Origin of the sequence: Bradyrhizobium cenepequi (genome assembly GCF_020329485.1) — a bacterium.
Taxonomy (GTDB): domain Bacteria; phylum Pseudomonadota; class Alphaproteobacteria; order Rhizobiales; family Xanthobacteraceae; genus Bradyrhizobium; species Bradyrhizobium cenepequi.
In genome coordinates this window covers 71,165-91,736 of sequence record NZ_JAGKJI010000012.1, presented here as the reverse complement: position 1 = coordinate 91,736, position 20,572 = coordinate 71,165, and the positions used below count along the sequence as shown (strand labels likewise).

Genomic DNA, 20,572 nt, shown 5'->3' with positions numbered 1-20,572 from the left:
TGGCAAGAAAGCCCGGTCACCGGGAAGAGCACGAAGTAAGCTGTAAACCACTGCGCAGGGAAAGCCGGTGTTGCTCCGGTTGACCTGTGGTCCTACCCCCGTGCCTTTTGTTGCACGGGGCCCACGGGTGCGACCGGCACCCGGCTTTCCCTGCGCCCTCTGATATCGAGGAGGGTGAAACGAGACGCAAAACTCGGACGCAACGCGCCGCGAGAACGCGATCGCACATGTTCTCAACACATGAGGTCGTCGCTTGCGCAAGGTTAATAGGAACTTTGAGTTTCGCCGCGAGTCGATCCTGCAATCATGAACACGCCACCTTCGAGGCGCTCCGACGTCCGATCGGGTATCACAGGTTAATATGCACCTCCCGCTACAGCGCAGAGGTGGTGCGGGACGCGGTAGCAGTATGCAAACAGGATTTGCCTTTTCGAAATTCGCCGATCGTCTTGCAAGCATCGTCGAACTGTCATCCGACGATCTCGACCTGCTTGCGAGGATGCCAAGCAGCATCAGCCATCTTGGCCCCCGCCACCGTCTCCACAAGGACAATCAGCCCTGCCATTGCTGCCTGCTTCTGCAGGGCTATCTTTGCTGCCAGGACGCCGACAGCCGCGACGCCCAGATCACGTCAATCTACGTGCCTGGCGACCTGCCCGATCTCCACACCGTCTATGACGGCCGGGTCGATCACGACCTGCTCACGCTCGGCTCTGTCGTGGTTGCGTTCGTGCCTCACAGGTATTTTCGCGAGATATCCGCGCTATCGCCGTCGATGTCGCGCGCGCTGCTGAGTCTGCTGCTGGCTGATGCGTCCTGCTTGCGGAACTGGATCGTCAATCTGGGGAGCCGGGACGCATTGACGCGGGTCGCACACCTGCTCTGCGAGATCACGACCCGCCTCCGCGCCGTCGGCCTAGCCAGGGATTTTCGGATTCCTTCTCTCTTCACGCAATCCGATCTGGCGGCCGCCTGCGGCCTTTCCGCCGTTCACGCCAACCGCAGCATTCAGGAATTGCGGCGGAGCAATCTCCTGCAGTGGCAATCGAAGACGATCACGATCACCGATTGGAACGGCCTTGTTCGCCTGGCCGGGTTCGACCCGGATTATCTGCGTCTGCGGGATTACGACACCATCGAACAGCAGCCCGGACCGATGGTGACCCCTCACCGCCGTCCGGCGGCCGCCGCGTTGTTGCCTCAGGCGCGGTGATCGGTCGGGGAACGCATGTTTCGGCCCTTCGTTCTTGCCCGCTCGACGAGCGCCAGGCGGACCTCTTCGAGGAGGCTGGACCAATCTCCGGGAGACGGCTGATGGAATAGCCGCAGGCTCGGATACCAGAATGTCGTGTCGCCGGAGGCAGGCCATCGCCAATCGCAATCGGAATGCAGCAGCACCCAGGCCTCGCAGCCAAGCGCGCCCGCCAGATGCGCAATCATGGTGTCGACGCAGACCACCAGATCCAGTTGCTTGATCGTTCGGCCGAGCATGCCGATGTCCGGCGTACTGATGTCCGCTGCGCCGATCCCGGGCGCCTGCGCGGCCGCAGGACCTTGCTGCAGCGAATAGAGCCTTACGCCGTCGCCATTGAGACGCCGCATCAAGGCCGCCGGGATCACACGCCGCTTGTCCCAGTCACCGACCTCCCAGACGAGGCCTACCGCAAGTCCGTCACCGATCCGCCAAGCCGCCCGGCCGTCATCGCCTGGCAACGTCAGATAAGGCCTCCGCATCGCGACCAAGTCGTTCCCAGCCCTGATGGCATGGGGAACCTCCATGATCTCGATGTCGACGTCGAACCCGGCGTCAGGTGTGCCGTCATGAAGCGGCATCGCGCGGTCGACACCCTCCGCCCGCGCCAGCAGCGGCAACAGCTCCGCCTGGCACCAGAGCGTCACTTCGCGCGCGACGGCACGAAGCGCCGGCATGAAGCGGACAAACTGGATGGTATCGCCAAGACCATGGTAGCAGCGGACCAGGACGCGCTTGTCGCGCAGCGGCTCGCCGCGCCAGATACGTTGCAGATGACGCGGTCCGGTATGCTTCGCAGGCCCCATTCGGCACAGATATGCCAGATCGTGATCGCTGATCGCCCAGGCACGCTCGAAATCACCGGCCCGCATTGCCTCGGTCCAGCCGTCTTGCGACACGACCGCGGGCGATGAACGGGCCGGATCGGTTCGCGCGACGGCTTCGGGATTCATCCGGCGGACGAACGCCGCACGAATTTATGAAACCGGCTCAGCTTACCGTCGCTGGTCTCGTCCTGGTACAGAAACGCCAGCCCGGATTCGTCGAACTTGCGGAAGAACTCGTCCCAGCCGATCTCGTCGAGCCCCTCATCCTTCGGGCCGAAATCGATGCGCAAGATGCCGGCCTGCCTGTCTTCCTCGGTCGCCTTGACTGTTGCCGGATGGCCTCCCCGTTCTTCTACCCAGTCCTGGATCAGTTCGTGGTCGGTGGTGGTATGCGCTTCACTTTCCCTGGTATGGCTCGCAATCATTCGCAGCTCCTCCAATGGTTGGACCCGACGACAGCAAAGGCTCTCGCGTCAGGCCTGCTCGCCATGAAACTCCGCGATCCCGGATTGGTTCTTCCGCGCACGATCATTACGGCCAACCGCGGAATGATGCTTCAGGATCATCTTCTTCATCTTCATCCAGGAAGCGCTTTGTTCCTCGGCGATTCCATCCTGAGTTAAGCTTTCTCGATTTTTCTCGACGGAATCCGTCTTCGTGTTCCACCCCCACTGCCGGCGCGGGAACGAACATACCTTTCATACGTTCGCCGACCTGCTTACGTCCGCGTCGCATGGCGGCTTGCCCCGGAGGATCACGATCGATGCATTCACGTCTTGAAAACAGACGGCGCGTTCGCGTCGGTATCGTGGGCGTTGGAAACTGCGCGAGCTCCTTCGTTCAGGGTTTGAGCTACTACCGGAACGCCAAGTCGAACGAACCGGTCCCCGGATTGATGAACGCAGATGTCGGCGGCTATCACGTCAGTGATATCGAAATTGCGTCAGCCTTCGACGTCAGCGCCAACAAGGTCGGACGCGACGTGTCGGAGGCAATCTGGGCAACACCAAACAACACGCACCGATTTTCAGACGTCACCAAGACCGGCGTGATCGTGCAGCGGGGCCCGGTGCTCGACGGTATCGGCCGCTACCTGGAAGATGATATTCCGATCGCTGACGCGCCGGAAGCCGATGTTGCAAGCGTCCTTGCTAGATCGCGAACGGATGTTTTGGTCTCCTATCTGCCGGTCGGCTCGCAAAGAGCGAGCGAATGGTATGCAGAGCGTGCCATTGATGCCGGTTGCGGTTTCGTCAACTGCATTCCCGTCTTCATCGCATCCGACCGCGCCTGGCAGCGCCGCTTCGAGGAAGCGGGCCTGCCGATCATCGGCGACGACATCAAGAGCCAAGTCGGCGCCACGATCCTGCACCGCGTGCTCGCCAATCTGTTCCGCGACCGCGGTGTGCGGCTCGATCGCACCTACCAGCTCAATGTCGGTGGCAATACCGACTTCAAGAACATGCTCGAGCGGGATCGCCTGACTTCGAAGAAGATCTCGAAGACACAAGCCGTCACCAGCCAATTTGACGTGCCGATGGATGCCGACAACGTACATGTGGGGCCGAGCGACCATGTTCCATGGCTCACCGATCGCAAGCTCGCCTTCATTCGTCTGGAGGGAACGACCTTCGGCGGCGTCCCCTTGACGGCCGAGGTCAAGCTCGAAGTCTGGGATTCTCCGAACTCCGCAGGTGTCGTGATCGATGCCGTCCGCTGCGCCAAGCTCGCGATCGACCGTGGCCTCTCGGGGGCGCTGACCGGACCATCGAGCTATTTCATGAAATCCCCGCCCTGCCAGTTCACCGACGACGAAGCGCGTCGGCGAACGCGCGCGTTCATCGATGACAAGGCGTAAGCCAATGGTGCAGACCATTCACTTAGTTCGCCACGGCCACCACGCGCTGCTCGGACAGGTGCTATGTGGTCGGATGGCCGGCGTTCAGCTCGATGACCTCGGCTGCCGGCAGATGGCGCACTGCGCCGATCTAATCCGGCCCATCCCCTCGGCGATCCAGGCGAGCCCGCAGGGACGGACTCGTCAGTCAGCCGCGATTCTTGCCTGGCATTTCCGTCTTCCAGTCGAGATCGTGCCGGCGGTTGACGAGATCGACTACGGCGACTGGACCGGGCAGCCCGTTGCGACGCTTACGAACGATCCGCGTTGGACGCTATGGAATGAGAAACGGGGGGCGAGCTGTCCGCCAAACGGCGAGAGCATGCGCGCGCTGCAACAGCGCGTTGTGGAACATGTGGAACAGCTCGGCCGCGACCGGATCGACGGCACGGTTGCCATCGTCAGCCACGCGGAGCCGATCCGCGCCGCCTTGCTGCATTACTCGAAGATTCCGCTCGATAATTTTCTCTCGATCGCGGTCGATCCAGGCAGCGTCAGCACCTTGGCCGTTGAGGAGGCCGGGATTCGCATCGCGCAGATCAACCAACGGGTGCCGGCGTGAAGATCGTGATTTTCGGCCTGACGATCTCGTCGTCCTGGGGCAATGGCCATGCGACGCTGTGGCGTGGCCTGTGCAAGCATCTCGTACGATCCGGCCATGCGATCGTATTCTTCGAGCGCGACGTTCCTTATTACGCCGGCGCAAGGGATCTGCTCGAGTTGCCGGGCGGGCAATTGGAGCTGTTCTCGACGTGGGACGACATCCGCGCCAAGGCGCGTGACCATATCCTCAGCGCCGATGCGGTGATCGTCACCTCCTATTGTCCCGATGCCATCGCGGCAGCCCAGTTGATCCTGGATCAGAGCCGCGCACGCGCGGTGTTCTATGACCTCGACACGCCGGTTACGCTGGCGAAGCTGCAGGCCGAAAAAGCAGTGCCCTATATCGGCCCCGGCGGCCTTGATGGATTCGACCTTGTGTTGAGCTTCACCGGCGGGCCACGCGTTGCAGACGAGTTCCACCGCAAGCTCGGCGCAAGCAACGTCAAGCCGCTTTACGGCCATGTCGATGCCGACGTGCATCGGCGCGTGCCGCCGCAGCCGCAATATCGCGCCGCGCTTTCCTATCTTGGGACCCACTCGGAGGATCGCCAGCTCGCCCTCGAAACCCTCTTCGTCGAACCTGCGCACGCGAGACAGGATCTCCGCTTCCTGATCGGCGGCGCGCAATATCCCGACAGCTTTCCGTGGTCGCCGAACATCTATTTCGTCCGGCACCTGCCGCCGTCAGAGCACGCGCCGTTCTTTTCCTCGTCACGGCTGACACTCAACGTCACCCGCCGCGCGATGGCGGAGATGGGCTGGTGCCCGTCGGGTCGCCTGTTCGAGGCAGCAGCGTGTGGCACGCCCCTGCTCAGCGATGCCTGGGCAGGCATCGAGGCATTCTTCACGCCGGGCGAAGATATCCTGATAGCGCACGACAAGCGCGACACGCTGGCTGCACTTCAAATGGATGACGCCGAGCTCTTGCGCATCGCAAGGCGCGCGCGTGAGCGGACACTGGCGCAGCATAGCTCGGGTAACCGCGCTAGCGAGCTGATCGCACTTCTGGAGCAGACGACGCACCGCCGCGCGCGCCAGCCCGACGCCGAGGAGGCGTGAGATGTGGGGCATCGTTCCGGCCGCTGGCCGCGGCAGTCGCATTCAGCCGTTGGCATTCTCGAAGGAGCTGCTGCCTGTCGGGAGCCGACGCGACAATGGCGCCGACCGTCCATGCGCCGTCTCCGAATATCTGATCGAACGCCTGATCCTGGCCGGTGCCGACAAGATCTGCTTCGTCATTTCGCCAGGCAAATCCGACATCCTCGCATATTTTGGCGATCATTATGGCAGCGCTCAGCTCGCCTACGTCGTGCAGCCGGACGCTTCAGGGCTCTGCGATGCGGTGTTCAGGGCGAATACAGTCGTCGGAGATCGTGACGATGTCGTAGTCGGACTTCCCGACACGGTATGGTTCCCGAAGGCGGCACTGAAAACGTTGCCGGATGCGGATTTGTCTTTTCTGCTGTTTCCGGTCGAACATCCCGAATTCTTCGATGCCGTCGTGCTCGATGGCGACAACGTGCGGGAGATCCAGGTCAAGCAGACCGGCGCCAAATCGAACTGGATCTGGGGCGCCTTCAGGATGTCCGCGGCCGGCTTTCGCGATCTGCAACTGCTCTGGCGACAGCGGCACTGCCGCGACGAATATTTCGGAACGCTGGTGAACGCCTATCTCGAGGCCGGAGGCCACGGGATCGGCATCAAGGCCGGCGAATCCTATGTCGATGTCGGCACCGTGGATGGCTATCGCACGGCGATGGCGCTGCTTGCCGACAGCGACGCCAGCGATAGCCGAGCGAATCTATGGGCGGGCTCGCCAAACGACGCCGTCCGAGTACCCGCAACGTAAGCAATGGAAGGATCGCATGACGAGCGACACGCTCTCCAGGGAGGAAATCCGCCAACGCGTCGACGCGCTCGGCCCGTGGTTTCACAACCTCGATCTCAAGGGCATCAGCACAGCGCCGTCGCATTTCCTCGGCGACTATCCCGCCGCGAAATGGCGGCGCTTCTCCAGCGTCATCCCTGATAACCTGGATGGCAAGACCGTGCTCGACATCGGCTGCAACGCCGGCTTCTACGCGATGGAGATGAAGCGACGCGGCGCCGAACGCGTGCTCGGCCTCGATACCGACGAGGAATATCTGGCGCAGGCGCGGTTTGCCGCCGAGGTGAACGGGCTCAAGATCGAGTTCCGCAAGCTGTCCGCCTACGACGTCGGCCAGCTCCAGGAAAAGTTCGATCTCGTGATCTTCATGGGCGTGCTCTATCACCTCCGCCATCCGTTGCTTGCGCTGGACCTGATCCATGAGCATGTCGCGGGCGATCTCCTGCTGTTCCAATCCATGCTGCGCGGCGACGGCCGCGTCGATCCGCTGGACAGGAACTACGATTTCTGGACGACGGACCAGTTCGATCGCCCGGGATACCCGAAACTGCACTTCATCGAAAACGAATATGCCGGTGATCGCACCAACTGGTGGGTGCCCAACCGTGCTTGCGTCGAGGCGATGCTGCGCAGCGCCGGCTTTGTCATTGCCGCTCATCCCGAAGCGGAGGTGTATCTCTGTCGGAGAGTGACAAGGCCGCAGGCCGAGGGAGCGGTCTATCCATCGCAGGGGGCCGTCAGATGATCGAAGCGGCAAAGATCTGGAACGAGCCGAACAACAAGTCGCATTGGGATATCCTGATCGATCCGGACTGGGCGAAGTTCGCCGAACTCGCGATCGCTGCGGGCAAGGCGATCCACTCCGCTCATCCGGCCCTGCCGCGGGTGCTCGGCGGCATCTCGCCGATCGATCCATCCTTCATGCGCAACATGCAGGCGCGCGGGGTGCTGGATCATTTCGAGGCGGTCGCGGTACACGGCTTTCCGCTCGACTGGAATCTGTGGCAGATCGACGAATGGCCGAGCAAGCTTGCGGAAATCGAGGCAGTCGTCTCGCTGCCAGTGTGGGTGACGGAGGTCGGCGTCTCCTCATTTGGCGCCGAGGAGGTGCAAGCTTGGGGGCTCAAGCGCACTGCGGAACTACTGGTCGGCCGCGCGCCGCGGATCCATTGGTACAGTCTCTACGACCTCCCCTCTACCTGGGAGGCGACAACGCGGCACAAAGAGGCAGAAGGCTCTTCCTATTATCGGCATTTCCACATGGGGCTGCTGCGCGAGGACGGCACGCCGAAGGCAGGACTGGAGCTGTTCACGGACTATTCCCACGCGATGGGGCTATGCCAATGGTTTCATTTCGAGGATCATCGCCTCGACGACGCAGTGCGCTGGATGCGCCGGCTCGGCGTCAGACATCTGCGGACCGGCCTGTCATGGGCCGACAGCTTCCGTCCCAACGCGCTCGACTGGTTCGATCGCCAGATGGACGCGGTTGCGGAGTTTGACGTCACCGTCACCTTCTGCTTCACCCCGGAACACCGCGGCGTCGCCCCGCACCATACCAGCCCGCCACTTGACGCGAATGAATTCGCTGACTTCTGCGCGGGGATGGTGGAGCGCTATGCTGCCAGGACCGGGCTCGCGCCTTCTGCCTCGACATCCATCGAAGCAAGAGAACCGACATGCGTGTCCTGATCCCCGTGATGCAGGACCCAGAGATCACCGATCGGCTAGCGCATCGGCTAGTCCGACATCGGCGCCGCAGTCGCTGCTCATCTCGAGCTGCGCCCGCTTCGGCACGGCGTCTTATTCTGACCAATGCCGGCCGGGATCTTTACTCATGTTATTGATCGAAGTTAGAGAAACCATTGTTTGTACATTTTTGAGGAACGAACATTCGTTGCACTGCTTCTGACTCCAAACGTGACAGGCGCGTCGGTCAATCGACCATCAGAGCGCGCACCCACTTTCATCTCTGGCCGGTTGCGGGACCCGGTCCAACGTTTGGCAAGGAAGCGAGAGAGAATGACACGAGTATTGATTACGGGTGGCGCCGGCTTCATCGGCTCCCACGCCGCTGACACGCTGCTTGCGGCGGGCTACGAGGTCAGGCTGTTCGACAATCTCTCGCCCCAGGTTCATGGCGCCGAACGCGAGCGTCCCTCCTATCTCGACCGCGAGGCGGAGCTTGTCGTCGGCGACGTGACCGACGCGCTTACCGTCGAGCGCTCCTTGCGCGGCGCCGACATGGTCCTGCACCTCGCCTCCGCAGTTGGCGTTGGCCAGAGCATGTACGACATCGACTCCTACGTGCGGACCAACGAACTCGGCACAGCGATCCTGCTGCAGGCCCTGTCCAGGCGTCCGGTCGAACGTCTCGTCGTCGCCTCCTCCATGAGCATCTATGGTGAGGGCCTTTACCGCGCCGCTGATCATGCCGAGCTGGCGCCGGAAGAGCGGTCGATTGACCAGCTCCGAAGCGCTGAATGGGAATTGCGCGATGCCGCGGCCGGCACTCTTGATCCCGTGCCGACGCCGGAAACCAAGCCGCCCTCCTTAAGCTCGATCTACGCGCTCAACAAATATGCGCAGGAACGGATGTGCCTGATCATAGGTAAGGCCTACGGCATTCCGACCATCGCGCTGCGCTTCTTCAACGTGTTCGGCACGCGCCAGGCTTTGTCGAATCCCTATACCGGCGTGCTGGCGATCTTTGCCGCCCGCCTGCTCAACGGCCGTCGCCCCCTCGTGTTCGAGGACGGTCTGCAGCGGCGCGATTTTGTTCATGTGAAAGATGTCGCCCGAGCCTGCCGGATCGCTCTTCAGACCGGCCGGACCAACGACGTGTTCAACGTCGGCTCAGGCCAAAGCCGCACGATCGCCTCGGTGGCGCAGGATCTTGCCCGCGTCATGGGGCGCGCGGAGCTTGCGCCCGAGATCACCGGCAAATATCGCGCGGGCGATATCCGGCACTGCTTTGCCGATATCACCAAGAGCCGCGCTCTGCTCGGCTTCGAGCCGCGCGTCGCCTTTGAAGACGGGCTCGCGGAATTGGCCGATTATCTCGCGGACCAGATAGCCGATGACCAGGCCGAGAAGGCCGCCGAGGAACTGTCGCGACGAGGATTGGTCGCATGATCGTGAAGAACAGAAACAACAGGCCAGTGCTGATCACCGGCGGCTGCGGCTTTATCGGCTGCAACCTTGCCGATCGACTGGCCGAGCGCGGTGATAATGTCCTCATCCTCGACAACCTCGCCCGCGCCGGCGTCCGCGAGAATGCGCAGTGGCTCAAGTCAAGGCATCGTGACCGGATCAACATCATCGTGGCTGACATCCGCGACCCGATCCCGGTCATCGATGCTGTGAGGGACGCCCGTGCCGTGCTTCACCTCGCGGCCCAGGTCGCCGTGACCGACAGCATGGCGGATCCCGTCGGAGATTTTGAGATCAACGCCCGCGGCACGATCAATGTGCTTGAGGCCGTGCGCCTGCATAACAAATCCGCCCCTGTGCTCTTTGCATCGACGAACAAGGTGTACGGCCGGCTGATCGACGACACGCAGATCACGCGAGCCGGCGCCCGCTATGCGCCCGTAAGCGAAATGCTCGTGGACGGAATATCCGAGAACGCTCCGCTCGACTTCTACAGCCCCTATGGCTGCTCCAAGGGAACGGCCGATCAATATGTCCGCGATTATGCGCGCGTGTTCAGCCTGCAAGCAGTCGTCTTGCGCATGAGCTGCATCTACGGGCCACGGCAGTTCGGGACTGAGGACCAGGGCTGGATTGCGCATTTCCTTCTGAGCGCCATCCGCAACATTCCGCTGACGATCTATGGCGATGGCCATCAGGTTCGTGACGCGCTGCACGTCTCCGATGCCGTCGATGCCTGGCTATCCGCGCTGGACCATATCGCGCTCGTGCGCGGCCGGGTGTTCAATCTGGGCGGCGGTCCTTGCAACTCCGTGAGCCTGCTCGAGCTGATCGACCACATCACGAAACTGACCGGCCGTGAGGTCAAATACGCGTTTGCAGATTGGCGGCCCGGTGACCAGCCCTGGTACGTCACCGACGCGCGAGCGCTCTCCACTGCACTCGGCTGGGCGCCGAAGATCCCGCTGCGGCAAGGACTGCAATCGCTGCACGCATGGTTGGACAGCCGCTTCGGACTCGCTAACCGGGAAGCCTCGGCATGACGCGCGTTGCCCTGATCAATCCAAACTGGAACTTCGACGGCAGCATCTATTTCGGGTGCCGCTCGCCGCACCTGCCTCTGGAGCTCGGAATTTCCGAGCACTATCTGCGCGAAGCCGGGCATCCGACGCTGCTGCTCGATGCGCATATGTTCGATCTTTCGCTTGCCGCAATCGAGGCCGAGATGCGCGCGTTCAGGCCTGACTTCGTCGTGGTCACGACCGCGCCAACCTACCTGTTCTGGCGGTGCGCGCCGCCCGAACTGCGCGTTCCGCAAGAGCTCACACTTTCGCTACGCGAGCTTGCACCGAAGCTGGTCGCCGTCGGGCCTCACGGCTCGACCACGCCGAAGACTGCGCTCAAGAAGCTCGGCGTCGACATCGTCGTGATGGGCGAGTGCGAGCACTCGCTGCTGCGCCTTGCCAACGGCGAGCGCGATTTCGCCGGGCTGTGCTTCACGGACGGCAATTCAATTCGCGTCAACGGCGGGCCACAGGCGGTCAACTTCAGGGATCAGCCAACACTGCGCTGGCCAGCCGAGATGATCCGACGGCATCATCACCACCATCACCGCTTCGAGGCGGATCCGATCGGCCCCGGCGCAGAGGTCGAGGCGTCGCGAGGTTGTCCGTATAACTGCACGTTCTGCGCCAAGGAGAATTTCCGCAACGCCTATCGCAGGCGCCCCGCCGCCGTCATTCTCGAAGAGATCGACCGCTTGCGGGACCAGAGCATCGAGTATCTCTACTTCATCGACGAGATCTTCCTGCCCAATGCCGAATTGCTGCACGGCCTGACCGCCCGCGGGCTCAAATTCGGCGTGCAGACGCGGATCGATCTGTGGCACCCCGAAATGCTGGAGCTGCTCGGCCGCGCCGGCTGCGTGTCGATCGAAGCCGGCGTCGAAAGCCTCACGCCGGAAGGCCGCGCGGCGCTGGCAAAGAACTGCAAGATGACGACGGATCAACTCGCCGACCGGCTGGTCGAAGCGCGGCGGCATGTGCCGTTCGTGCAAGCCAATCTGATCGAGATGCCGGAAGACGAGGATCCCGTGGTCCAACGCTGGCGCCGACGGATGCAGGATGCCGGTGTGTGGGCCAACGATCCAGTGCCGCTTTATCCATATCCCGGTTCGCCCGATTACCGGAAACTTTGGGGCGAGCCCGATGATTTCGCCTGGGAGCGGGCCCACCAGCACTATCTCACGATGTTCGATCAATTCAGCGACGTGCAGGAGGAACGTCCGGTTCCCCTCGCCGCGCTCGAGCTGCGGGTTGCGTCATGAGCCGGTCCGCGAATCTCAGGATCTTGATGACGTCGGATACCGTCGGCGGCGTGTGGACCTATTCTACCGCGCTAGCATCGGCGCTTGTCGGGTCGGGGACCGAAGTTCATCTCGTGACGATGGGACCGCGCGCGCGAGCGGACCAACGCGCGATGCTGCAGAACGATCGTGTCCACCTGATCGAGACCGATCTCGCGCTGGAATGGCAAGACCCCGAAGGAGTCGACCGCCCTGCCGCCGAGCGCATCCTGACCCAATTGGAAGAAGACATCGGACCCGACGCCGTTCACCTCAACAGCTTCCGCGAAGCCGTGTTCGATTGGAATGAACCCGTGCTCGTGGTGGCGCACTCCTGTGTGAATTCGTGGGGTCTCGCCTGCCGCGATACCGCGTGGCTCGAAGAACCCGCATGGCGACGTTACACAGCAGCCGTTTCCGCCGGTCTGAGCAAGGCGCAGGCGTGGGTCAGCCCAAGCTGTGCCTTCTACGATGTCATATGCGATCTATACCATCCTGGCGCGCCGGGCTTGGTGATCCGGAACGGCATCGCGCCCGGCTCTCGATCGGACAAAAAGGAAGCCTTCATCCTTGCCGCCGGCCGGTTATGGGATCGCACCAAGAACATCGCGGCGCTCACCGAGGCTGCGAAAGGCGTGCGGTGGCCGCTACACGTCGCGGGCCCCGCCGATGATATCGCGCAGGCGGAAGTCTCCTGGCTGGGCTATCTTGCCCACGACGAGTTGCGCGCGCGGATGCAACGCGCGGCCGTCTTTGCAAGTCCCGCGCTTTACGAGCCGTTCGGCCTTTCCGTGCTGGAGGCAGCCTCCGCAGGATGTGCGCTGCTCCTGTCCGACATTCCGACCTTCCGGGAGCTGTGGAACGGCGCCGCCGTGTTCGTTGATCCGACGGATACCGAAGGCATGCGTCGCGCCCTCGACGCATTGTGCGCCGACGACGACAGGCGAGCGCAACTGCAGCGCGCCGCCAGGACGCGCTCGCAGCGCTACTCCTTGGCGCGAACCGCGAGCGCTTATCTGCAGCTCTACGTGAATCTGGCGGCCAACGCGCGGCGCCCGGTTACAACGCGTGCGATGGAGCTGCACGCATGAAATGCATCCTCCTCTGTCATGCGTTCACGTCCTGCTGGAACAATGGCAACGCGCATTTCCTCCGCGGCGTCGCACGCGAGCTTGGCGCGCTCGGCCACGAGGTCGTGGTGTACGAGCCCAGCGGCGGCTGGAGCCGGATGAATGCGATCCGCGACGGCGGTTCTGATACGCTTCGCGAGGTAGCGGCGCTTTTTCCCGGCATGGACATCCGCCAATATGACGGCTCGCTCGACCTGGACGAGGCGCTGGATGGTGCTGCGCTTGTGATCGTCCATGAATGGAATCCGCCGGAGCTGATCGAAGCGGTCGGCCGTCGCCGCGCCCTCGGCGCCCCCTACACGCTCCTGTTCCATGATACCCATCATCGCGCCATCACTGCACCAGACGAGCTCGCACGGTTCGACCTCGATGGATTCGACGGCGTCCTCGCCTTTGGCGAAGCGCTTCGCCAGATCTATCTCGAGCTCGGATGGGCCAACCGCGCGTTCACGTGGCATGAGGCGGCTGATGTCAGGCTCTATCATCCGCTGCCGCATGTTGCACGTTTCCACGACGTGGTCTGGATCGGCAATTGGGGCGATGGCGAGCGCGGTGCCGAGCTCAATGAATTTCTGGTTCGACCGGTATCGGAATTGAATGCCCGAGCGCGGATCTATGGCGTCCGCTATTCGGACGCCGCGCTCCGTGAGATTGAGCAAGCCGGCATCGAATATCACGGCTGGCTTCCGGCGCATCGCGCACCAGCAGCCTTTGCCGCCGCCCATACTACCGTGCATGTGCCGCGTGGGCCTTATGCCCGGTCGCTGCCGGGCATTCCAACGATCCGGATGTTCGAGGCGATGGCCTGCGGCATTCCCGTCGTCTCGGCGCCATGGGACGACGTCGGGAATATGTTTCCGCGGAATGCGTATCTGCGAGCCGACAACGGAGCGCAGATGACCCGCGCGCTGGCAACGCTTCTTCACGATCCGGCGTTCGCGGCGGAAACCGCCGAAATCGGCCTTCGGGTCATCCAAAGGCGGCACACCTGCGGCCATCGTGTGGTGCAGCTTCTCAACATTGTCGATGAGATTCGAAGCACACGGCCGTCTTCGCAGTCCGCCCAGCACGAGGGAGCCGTCGCATGAAGATCTGTTTCTTCGGCTCGAGCCTCGTCTCCTCCTACTGGAACGGCGCCGCCACCTACTATCGCGGCATGCTGAAGGAAATCGCAGCGCTTGGGCACGACGTCACCTTCTTCGAGCCCGATGCGTTCGAGCGGCAGGCGCACCGCGATATCGATGATCCCGCCTGGGCCAAGGTCGCGGTCTATACGGCGACGACGGAAGGATGGCAACGCTCGCTGGACGAGGCCGCTGGATCTGCCGACCTGCTCATCAAGGCCAGCGGGGTCGGCGTCTTCGACGTCGAACTGGAGAAAGCGATTGCGGAGATCCCATCAAGCGCGATCCGCGTCTATTGGGACGTCGACGCGCCGGCCACGCTCGATGCGGTGTCGAGCCATCCGCACCATCATCTGCGCAACGCGATCCCGCACTACGACGTCGTGCTCACCTATGGTGGCGGAGAATGCGTCGCAGCCGCCTATCGTGCGATGGGCGCCCGGGACTGCGTTCCGATCTACAATGCACTCGACCCGGCGACGCATTTTCCGGCGCCGGCCGACGCCAGGTTCGAATGTGATCTTGGTCTGCTTGCCAACCGTCTGCCCGACCGCGAACAGCGCGTCGATCGTTTCTTCCTTGATGTCGCAACCCGGATGCCGGGCAAGACCTTTGTCCTGGGCGGATCAGGCTGGGAGAGCAAGGAGACACCATCCAATGTCCGCAAAGTCGGTCATGTTGGTACCGGCGACCATAATGCCTTCTTCGGCTCCGCCGTTGCGACGCTGAACGTCAATCGCGACAGCATGGCGCGTTACGGGTTCTCGCCGCCAACGCGCGTGTTCGAGGCGATCGGCGCCGGCGCGTGCCTTATTACCGACAACTGGGACGGGATCGACCTCTTCCTCGAACCGAAGCGCGAGGTTCTGGTGGCATCGAACGGCGCCGAGGTCGTGGAGCACCTCAATTCACTGAGCCCCGCGCGTGCCCGTTCGATCGCAGAGCGCGCAAGGGCACGCATCCTCAGCCATCACACCTATCGCCACCGGGCGCGCCAGTTCAACGAACTCTTCGCAGGAATGGACACGAGAATCGAGGCAGCAGAATGAATCTCAGCATTGTGATCATCGGCCTCTCGGTTACGTCTTCCTGGGGCAACGGTCATGCCACGACCTACCGTGCCCTGATCGATGCCCTGGCGAAGCGCGGCCACCGCGTCACGTTCCTCGAACGGGATGCGCCCTGGTACCGCGAGCATCGCGACCTTGCGAAGCCGTCGGCCTGGACCATCAAGCTCTATCAGTCGCTCCCGGAGTTTCCCCGGCGCTTCGACAAGCTGATCCGCGATGCCAACCTGGTCATCATCGGCTCCTACGTTGCGGATGGAATCGCGATCTCGGATTGGGTGACGACGCAGGCGCAGGGAATAACCGCCTTCTACGACATCGACACGCCTGTCACGCTCGCTGGACTGGATCGAGGGCTCGACTACATCTCGGCCGCCATGATTCCGCGTTTTGATCTCTATCTGTCCTTTAGCGGCGGTCCCGTGCCGAAAATGATCGAAGATGACTACGGCAGCCCGCTCGCCCGCCCCCTCTATTGCAGTGCCGATACGAACCTCTATCGTCCGCAGCAGGCGGACATAAAGTGGTCGCTCGGTTATCTCGGAACCTATAGCGAGGATCGGCAGCCGCTGCTGGAGCGGCTACTGCTCGCGCCCGCCGAAGTCCTGCCGGATCAACACTTCGCGGTCGCTGGCTCGCAATATCCAGAGCATCTCGCCTGGCCCGCAAACGTCGAGCGGATCGAGCATCTCGCGCCAAACCTGCACGCGCAATTCTATTCGCAGCAACGCTTCGCCTTTAACGCCACCCGCGCCGACATGCGCGCGCTCGGCTTTTCGCCCAGCGTCCGGCTGTTCGAAGCCGCCGCCTGCGGAACGCCCGTCGTCTCCGATCGATGGCCGGGCATCGAAACGATCTTCACGCCATCGACGGAGATACTCCTGGTTTCCGAACCACGCGATGTGGTGCAAATCCTTCGCGAGATGCCTGAAGAACGCCGGCGGACGATCGCGGAAGGCGCGCGCAGGCGCATCCTGAAGGATCACACGCCCGAACACCGCGCCCGACAGTTGGAAGCCCACTATCTCGAGGCAACTGCGCGGCGCTGCCGGAAATCGACCCGGCCATCCATCAGCCCGCCGATGCAGGTCGCCGAGATATGAGAGGAGATGCCATGACGTTTCAGACCCGCATTCAGCCTTCCCGTCGCAGCCAGACCGTGCTGGTCACCGGAGGTGCCGGCTTCATCGGCTCGCATCTCTGCGACTCGCTGCTGCAGCGGGGCGAAAGAGTGATCTGTGTCGACAATCTCCTCACCGGCGCGATCGACAATGTGCGGCCGTTGCTCAATCATCCGAACTTTCGATTTGTCGAATGCGACGTGCGTGATCCGCTCTGTATCGAAGGTGATATCGATCGGATCTACAGCCTCGCCTGCCCGGCGTCACCGCGTCACTACCAAACCGACCCGATCGGAACGATGAAGACCTGCGTGATCGGCACGATGAACGTGCTGGAACTCGCGCAGAAGAACTCGGCCCGCGTCCTGCAGGCCTCGACCAGCGAAGTCTACGGCGACCCGGAGGTGCACCCGCAGCCTGAATCCTATCTCGGCCACGTCAACACCATCGGCCCGCGCGCCTGCTACGACGAGGGGAAACGGGCGGCGGAGACGCTGATGTTCGATTATCAGCGAACCCACGGCGTCGAGGTGAAGGTGGCGCGTATCTTCAACACTTATGGCCCACGAATGCTTGAGAACGATGGCCGTGTGGTGTCGAATTTCATCGTGCAGGCGCTGCGCGGAGAGCCAATCACGATCTATGGCGAGGGAACGCAGACAAGGAGCTTTTGCTTCATCGATGACCTCATCCGGGGGCTCGCGCTTCTGATGGAAAGTCCGCCCTCCGTCACCGGACCCTGCAACCTCGGCAATCCGCAGGAAATCACCATCGAGTCCGTCGCGCGTGAAGTCCTCGCCTGCACCAATTCGGCCTCCTCGTTGCGCTTCGAGCCGCTGCCAAAAGATGACCCCAAGCGGCGAAAGCCGGTGATCGAGACCGCCGAGCGCGCGCTCGGTTGGCGCCCGCGCGTCGCACTGCAGGACGGCCTGCGGGCGACCATCGCCTATTTCGCGCTCCGCGTTGCGACACCCTCGCCGGTGCTGCTGCGGGCGCACGCTTCGCGGGACACATCGCGCATAGCGCGCGCCCGATTAATGATCGCAAGTCGGCAGTAGGGCAGCGACAGCTTGGGCGGGTGACGCCTTCGCGGATGGATCGGATCGATGGCAGCAGCCCAGGACGCAACGTCGCGCAGGAGCGAGACCAAACTTACGCGCGCGTTGGGCCTCGGAATCATCACGGGGGCGGCCGACGACCATTGCTCCGCGATCGGGGCCGAACTGGCCGACTCCCGGCGCGACATCCTGGTCGGCATGGCGTTCTCGAATATCATCATGTACTTCATCATCTTGTCGACAGGCGCCACCCTGCACCAGGCGGGACAGGCCGAGATCGAGACGGCTGCCCAAGCGGCCAAAGCGCCCCCGCCGGCGACGCCACCGCCACGCTGTTCAGCGTCGGCATCATCGCCGTCGGCTTTCTGGCGGTCCCGGTCATGACAATCGGCGCTGCGTATGATCTCTGCCAGGTACTCAGCTGGAAGAATTCACTTAGCGCGCGGCCAAGCGAGACCCCACAGTTGTTCGCGTTTGCCATCACTGCTCATGTCGGTCTCCCTCGCACCGACCAACCACGTTCCCCTCAGCCACGTCCCTTATTGGCTGCATGATCCTGGAACTGTTCGGTCTGGGCCCACTTGCTATCCTGCCCGCGATCGGAGGAGTGTTCAGCTTTGTCGCGATTTGAAAGCACCTCATTCTCGCCGACCGACTGATCCTGCATATTCGTCAGGCCGCCGCGCCCGTCGCCCTTTCCTTTGGCCCTTGTTCCAGGGCCGAGATGTTTTCCGCTAGCCTTTGTCATGATCGAATACCTTGCCTGTTGCACGGTCTCGCAGGACAAACGCGGCGCGGTGCGCGAGGTTCTTATCCCTGCGGATCACTCAAGGACGCCGAGCGCCAGGAAGCTTAACTTGGGTTACGGGCTCCGCCGACCTCGCAAAGATTTTTTCCGTGAGAAATGATCGTTATTTGGCGCCCGGCGTTCGAACCACAGATAACGTCAAACTCAACGATTCCTCTGGATAGTATTGCGAGGCGTCATGGCTGGCTCCACCGAACTCGACAAACTCGATCCCGCGCACATGGCCGATGCCACCATTCGCCGCGGCCGGGGCGGCGAAACCCACCAGGTTGCCGAAGGCGAGGTACCAACCCTCACGACACAGCAGGGTGCGCCCATCGCCGACGACCAGAACAGCCTGAAGGTCGGCGCCCGTGGCCCGACATTGATGGAGGACTTTCACTTCCGCGAGAAGATCTTCCATTTCGACCACGAACGCATTCCCGAGCGGGTGGTGCATGCGCGCGGATTTGGGGCGCATGGGTTCTTCGAGACCTATCAATCGCTGGCCGACTTGACCAAGGCCGACATCTTCCTGCGTGCCGGCGAGCGGACGCCGGCGTTCGTCAGGTTCTCGACGGTGGCCGGCAACAAGGGTTCGGCCGATCTTGCCCGTGACGTGCGCGGCTTTGCAGTCAAGCTCTACACCAAGCAAGGCAACTGGGACATCGTCGGCAACAACATCCCCGTTTTCTTCATCCAGGACGCCATCAAATTTCCCGACATCATCCATGCCGCCAAGCAGGAACCCGATCGCGGTTTTCCGCAGGCGCAGACGGCGCATGATAATTTCTGGGATTTCATCTCGCTGATGCCCGAGTCCATCCACATGGCGCTGTGGATTATGTCGGACCGAACCATTCCGCGCTCCTTCCGCTTCATGGAAGGTTTCGGTGTTCATACGTTCCGGCTGGTGAACGACGACGGCAAGTCGACCTTCGTCAAGTTTCACTGGAAACCGAAGCTCGGCATGCAATCTGTGGCGTGGAACGAGGCGGTGAAACTGAATGGCGCAGATCCGGATTTCCATCGAAGGGATCTCTGGGACGCGATCCAATCGGGCAATTATCCCGAATGGGAGCTCGGGCTGCAGCTCTTCGATGACAAATTCGCCAATGAGTTCGAGTTCGACGTCCTCGATCCGACCAAGATCATCCCCGAGGAACGCATCCCTGTCCGGCGTGTCGGCCGGCTGGTGCTGGATCGTACGGTCGACAACTTCTTCGCCGAGACCGAGCAGGTCGCCTTCCATACCGGCAATGTGGTGCCCGGCATCGACTTCACCAACGATCCCCTGCTGCAGGGCCGCAACTTCTCCTATCTCGACACCCAGCTGAAGCGGCTCGGCGGCCCGAACTTCACGCATCTGCCGATCAACGCACCCAAGTGTCCTTTTCACACCCTGCAGCAGGACGGACACATGGCCCTCTACAATCCCAAGGGGCGCGCCAATTACGAACCCAATTCATGGGGCGGTGTAGCTGGCGGACCGCGCGAGACGCCCGAGCGCGGGTTTCATTCGTTTCCGTCGCCGGAAGCAGGCGAGAAGCTGCGGGTGCGCGGCGAACTGTTCGCGGATCACTACAGCCAGGCGAGGCAGTTCTACGTCAGCCAAACGCAAGTCGAACAGACGCACATCAAGGACGCCTTTACTTTCGAGCTCAGCAAGGTCGAGACGCCCGCGATCCGCTCGCGCATGGTCTCGCATCTCATGAATGTCGATATGGAACTGGCGCGCGGCGTGGCCGCTGGCCTCGGCATCGAATTGCCGACGGCGGCTCAGCCTGCCCGCCCCGTGATCCAGGATCTGCCGCCTTCACCTGCTCTCAGCATCGTGCAGAACGGGCCCAAGGATTTCAAAGGCCGCAAGCTCGGCGTGCTCGTCAGCGACGGCGCCGACGCCGGCATGCTCGACGCGCTCACTTCCGCTGCCGCGCGCCGCGGCGCGCTCACGGAGATCGTTGCGCCGGCCGTGGGCGGCTTCAAGGCTTCTGACGGCAGCGTTCGGCCGGCCAAGCAGAAGATCAACGGCGGCCCTTCAGTTCTCTACGATGCCGTCGCGATCCTACTCTCTCCGGACGGAGCAAGGCGGCTCGGCGTCGAAGCCACGGCGCGCGATTTCGTTGCTGACGCCTTCGCCCACGCGAAATTCATCGCGTACGTCGATGCGGCGAAACCGCTGCTCGACAAGGCGGGAGCGACACCCGATGCAGGCTGTTTCCTGCTGTCAGCGCCTGGGGACGCTGACCGATTCATCCAGAGCTGCGGCGAATTGCGGTTCTGGACACGCGAGCCACACGTTCACTCGGTGTGACCTGGCG

General features: G+C 62.6%; 21 protein-coding genes. 17 read left to right on the top strand and 4 right to left on the bottom strand.

Annotated elements, in window-relative coordinates:
* Nucleotides 1-409 precede the first annotated feature (409 nt).
* On the top strand, nt 410-1,213 hold the full coding sequence (locus J6497_RS15820) for a Crp/Fnr family transcriptional regulator (RefSeq protein WP_225705186.1): 804 nt from the start codon (nt 410-412) through the stop codon (nt 1,211-1,213).
* Here the strand turns inward: J6497_RS15820 and J6497_RS15815 are convergent.
* From J6497_RS15815 to J6497_RS15805, 3 genes are all read right to left on the bottom strand, one after another.
* Entirely contained in the window at nt 1,201-2,205 is a 1,005-nt protein-coding gene (locus tag J6497_RS15815) for a glycosyltransferase family 9 protein (RefSeq protein ID WP_225705185.1), read from the bottom strand. The two genes, J6497_RS15820 and J6497_RS15815, sit on opposite strands and share 13 nt — an antisense overlap.
* Nucleotides 2,202-2,504 (bottom strand): hypothetical protein, encoded by a 303-nt coding sequence (locus tag J6497_RS15810; protein ID WP_225705184.1) that lies wholly within the window; start codon nt 2,502-2,504, stop codon nt 2,202-2,204. The genes J6497_RS15815 and J6497_RS15810 overlap by 4 nt, the downstream gene beginning before the upstream one ends.
* Nucleotides 2,505-2,610: 106 nt before the next feature.
* Nucleotides 2,611-2,814 (bottom strand): hypothetical protein, encoded by a 204-nt coding sequence (locus tag J6497_RS15805; protein WP_225705183.1) that lies wholly within the window; start codon nt 2,812-2,814, stop codon nt 2,611-2,613.
* A 28-nt stretch (nt 2,815-2,842) separates the two neighbouring features.
* Between J6497_RS15805 and J6497_RS15800 the strand changes: the two genes are divergently transcribed.
* The 15 genes from J6497_RS15800 to J6497_RS15730 all read left to right on the top strand — a co-directional run bounded on the left by J6497_RS15800 (nt 2,843) and on the right by J6497_RS15730 (nt 17,848).
* A complete protein-coding gene (locus tag J6497_RS15800) occupies nt 2,843-3,937 on the top strand; it encodes an inositol-3-phosphate synthase (protein ID WP_225705182.1) in 1,095 nt (364 codons plus the stop codon).
* 4 nt (nt 3,938-3,941) lie between these two features.
* Nucleotides 3,942-4,538, top strand: a complete 597-nt coding sequence (locus tag J6497_RS15795) for a histidine phosphatase family protein (protein WP_225705181.1) — start codon at nt 3,942-3,944, stop codon at nt 4,536-4,538.
* Entirely contained in the window at nt 4,535-5,638 is a 1,104-nt protein-coding gene (locus J6497_RS15790) for a CgeB family protein (RefSeq protein ID WP_225705180.1), read from the top strand. Before J6497_RS15795 ends, J6497_RS15790 begins: the two co-directional genes overlap by 4 nt.
* A gap of 1 nt (nt 5,639) precedes the next feature.
* Nucleotides 5,640-6,428, top strand: a complete 789-nt coding sequence (locus tag J6497_RS15785) for a sugar phosphate nucleotidyltransferase (protein ID WP_225705179.1) — start codon at nt 5,640-5,642, stop codon at nt 6,426-6,428.
* A gap of 16 nt (nt 6,429-6,444) precedes the next feature.
* A complete protein-coding gene (locus J6497_RS15780) occupies nt 6,445-7,212 on the top strand; it encodes a TIGR04290 family methyltransferase (protein WP_225705178.1) in 768 nt (255 codons plus the stop codon).
* Nucleotides 7,209-8,159 carry a glycoside hydrolase 5 family protein gene (locus tag J6497_RS15775; protein ID WP_225705177.1) on the top strand — a complete coding sequence of 317 codons (951 nt, stop codon included), beginning with the start codon at nt 7,209-7,211 and terminating at the stop codon, nt 8,157-8,159. The genes J6497_RS15780 and J6497_RS15775 overlap by 4 nt, the downstream gene beginning before the upstream one ends.
* Nucleotides 8,160-8,489: 330 nt before the next feature.
* On the top strand, nt 8,490-9,602 hold the full coding sequence (locus tag J6497_RS15770; protein ID WP_225705176.1) for an NAD-dependent epimerase/dehydratase family protein: 1,113 nt from the start codon (nt 8,490-8,492) through the stop codon (nt 9,600-9,602).
* Entirely contained in the window at nt 9,599-10,663 is a 1,065-nt protein-coding gene (locus J6497_RS15765) for an NAD-dependent epimerase/dehydratase family protein (protein ID WP_225705175.1), read from the top strand. Before J6497_RS15770 ends, J6497_RS15765 begins: the two co-directional genes overlap by 4 nt.
* Entirely contained in the window at nt 10,660-11,946 is a 1,287-nt protein-coding gene (locus J6497_RS15760; protein ID WP_225705174.1) for a TIGR04295 family B12-binding domain-containing radical SAM protein, read from the top strand. The genes J6497_RS15765 and J6497_RS15760 overlap by 4 nt, the downstream gene beginning before the upstream one ends.
* A 26-nt stretch (nt 11,947-11,972) precedes the next feature.
* Nucleotides 11,973-13,055, top strand: coding sequence for a glycosyltransferase family 4 protein (locus J6497_RS15755; protein ID WP_225705173.1), 1,083 nt, complete (start codon nt 11,973-11,975; stop codon nt 13,053-13,055).
* Complete coding sequence (locus J6497_RS15750; RefSeq protein WP_225705172.1) at nt 13,052-14,182, top strand: CgeB family protein; 1,131 nt, start codon at nt 13,052-13,054, stop codon at nt 14,180-14,182. Before J6497_RS15755 ends, J6497_RS15750 begins: the two co-directional genes overlap by 4 nt.
* A complete protein-coding gene (locus J6497_RS15745; protein WP_225705171.1) occupies nt 14,179-15,267 on the top strand; it encodes a CgeB family protein in 1,089 nt (362 codons plus the stop codon). Before J6497_RS15750 ends, J6497_RS15745 begins: the two co-directional genes overlap by 4 nt.
* Nucleotides 15,264-16,388, top strand: a complete 1,125-nt coding sequence (locus J6497_RS15740) for a CgeB family protein (protein WP_225705170.1) — start codon at nt 15,264-15,266, stop codon at nt 16,386-16,388. The genes J6497_RS15745 and J6497_RS15740 overlap by 4 nt, the downstream gene beginning before the upstream one ends.
* An 11-nt stretch (nt 16,389-16,399) precedes the next feature.
* Complete coding sequence (locus J6497_RS15735; RefSeq protein WP_225705169.1) at nt 16,400-17,464, top strand: UDP-glucuronic acid decarboxylase family protein; 1,065 nt, start codon at nt 16,400-16,402, stop codon at nt 17,462-17,464.
* A gap of 48 nt (nt 17,465-17,512) precedes the next feature.
* Nucleotides 17,513-17,848: a divalent metal cation transporter gene (locus tag J6497_RS15730; RefSeq protein WP_225705168.1), complete on the top strand. Its 336-nt coding sequence runs from the start codon at nt 17,513-17,515 to the stop codon at nt 17,846-17,848.
* A gap of 142 nt (nt 17,849-17,990) precedes the next feature.
* On the opposite strand, the gene J6497_RS15725 is transcribed toward J6497_RS15730, so the two are convergent.
* A complete protein-coding gene (locus tag J6497_RS15725; protein WP_225705167.1) occupies nt 17,991-18,212 on the bottom strand; it encodes a hypothetical protein in 222 nt (73 codons plus the stop codon).
* Nucleotides 18,213-18,450: 238 nt separating this feature from the next.
* On the opposite strand from J6497_RS15725, the gene katE reads away from it, so the two are divergent.
* Nucleotides 18,451-20,565: a catalase gene (katE, locus tag J6497_RS15720; protein ID WP_225705166.1), complete on the top strand. Its 2,115-nt coding sequence runs from the start codon at nt 18,451-18,453 to the stop codon at nt 20,563-20,565.
* The last annotated feature ends 7 nt before the right edge of the window (nt 20,566-20,572 follow it).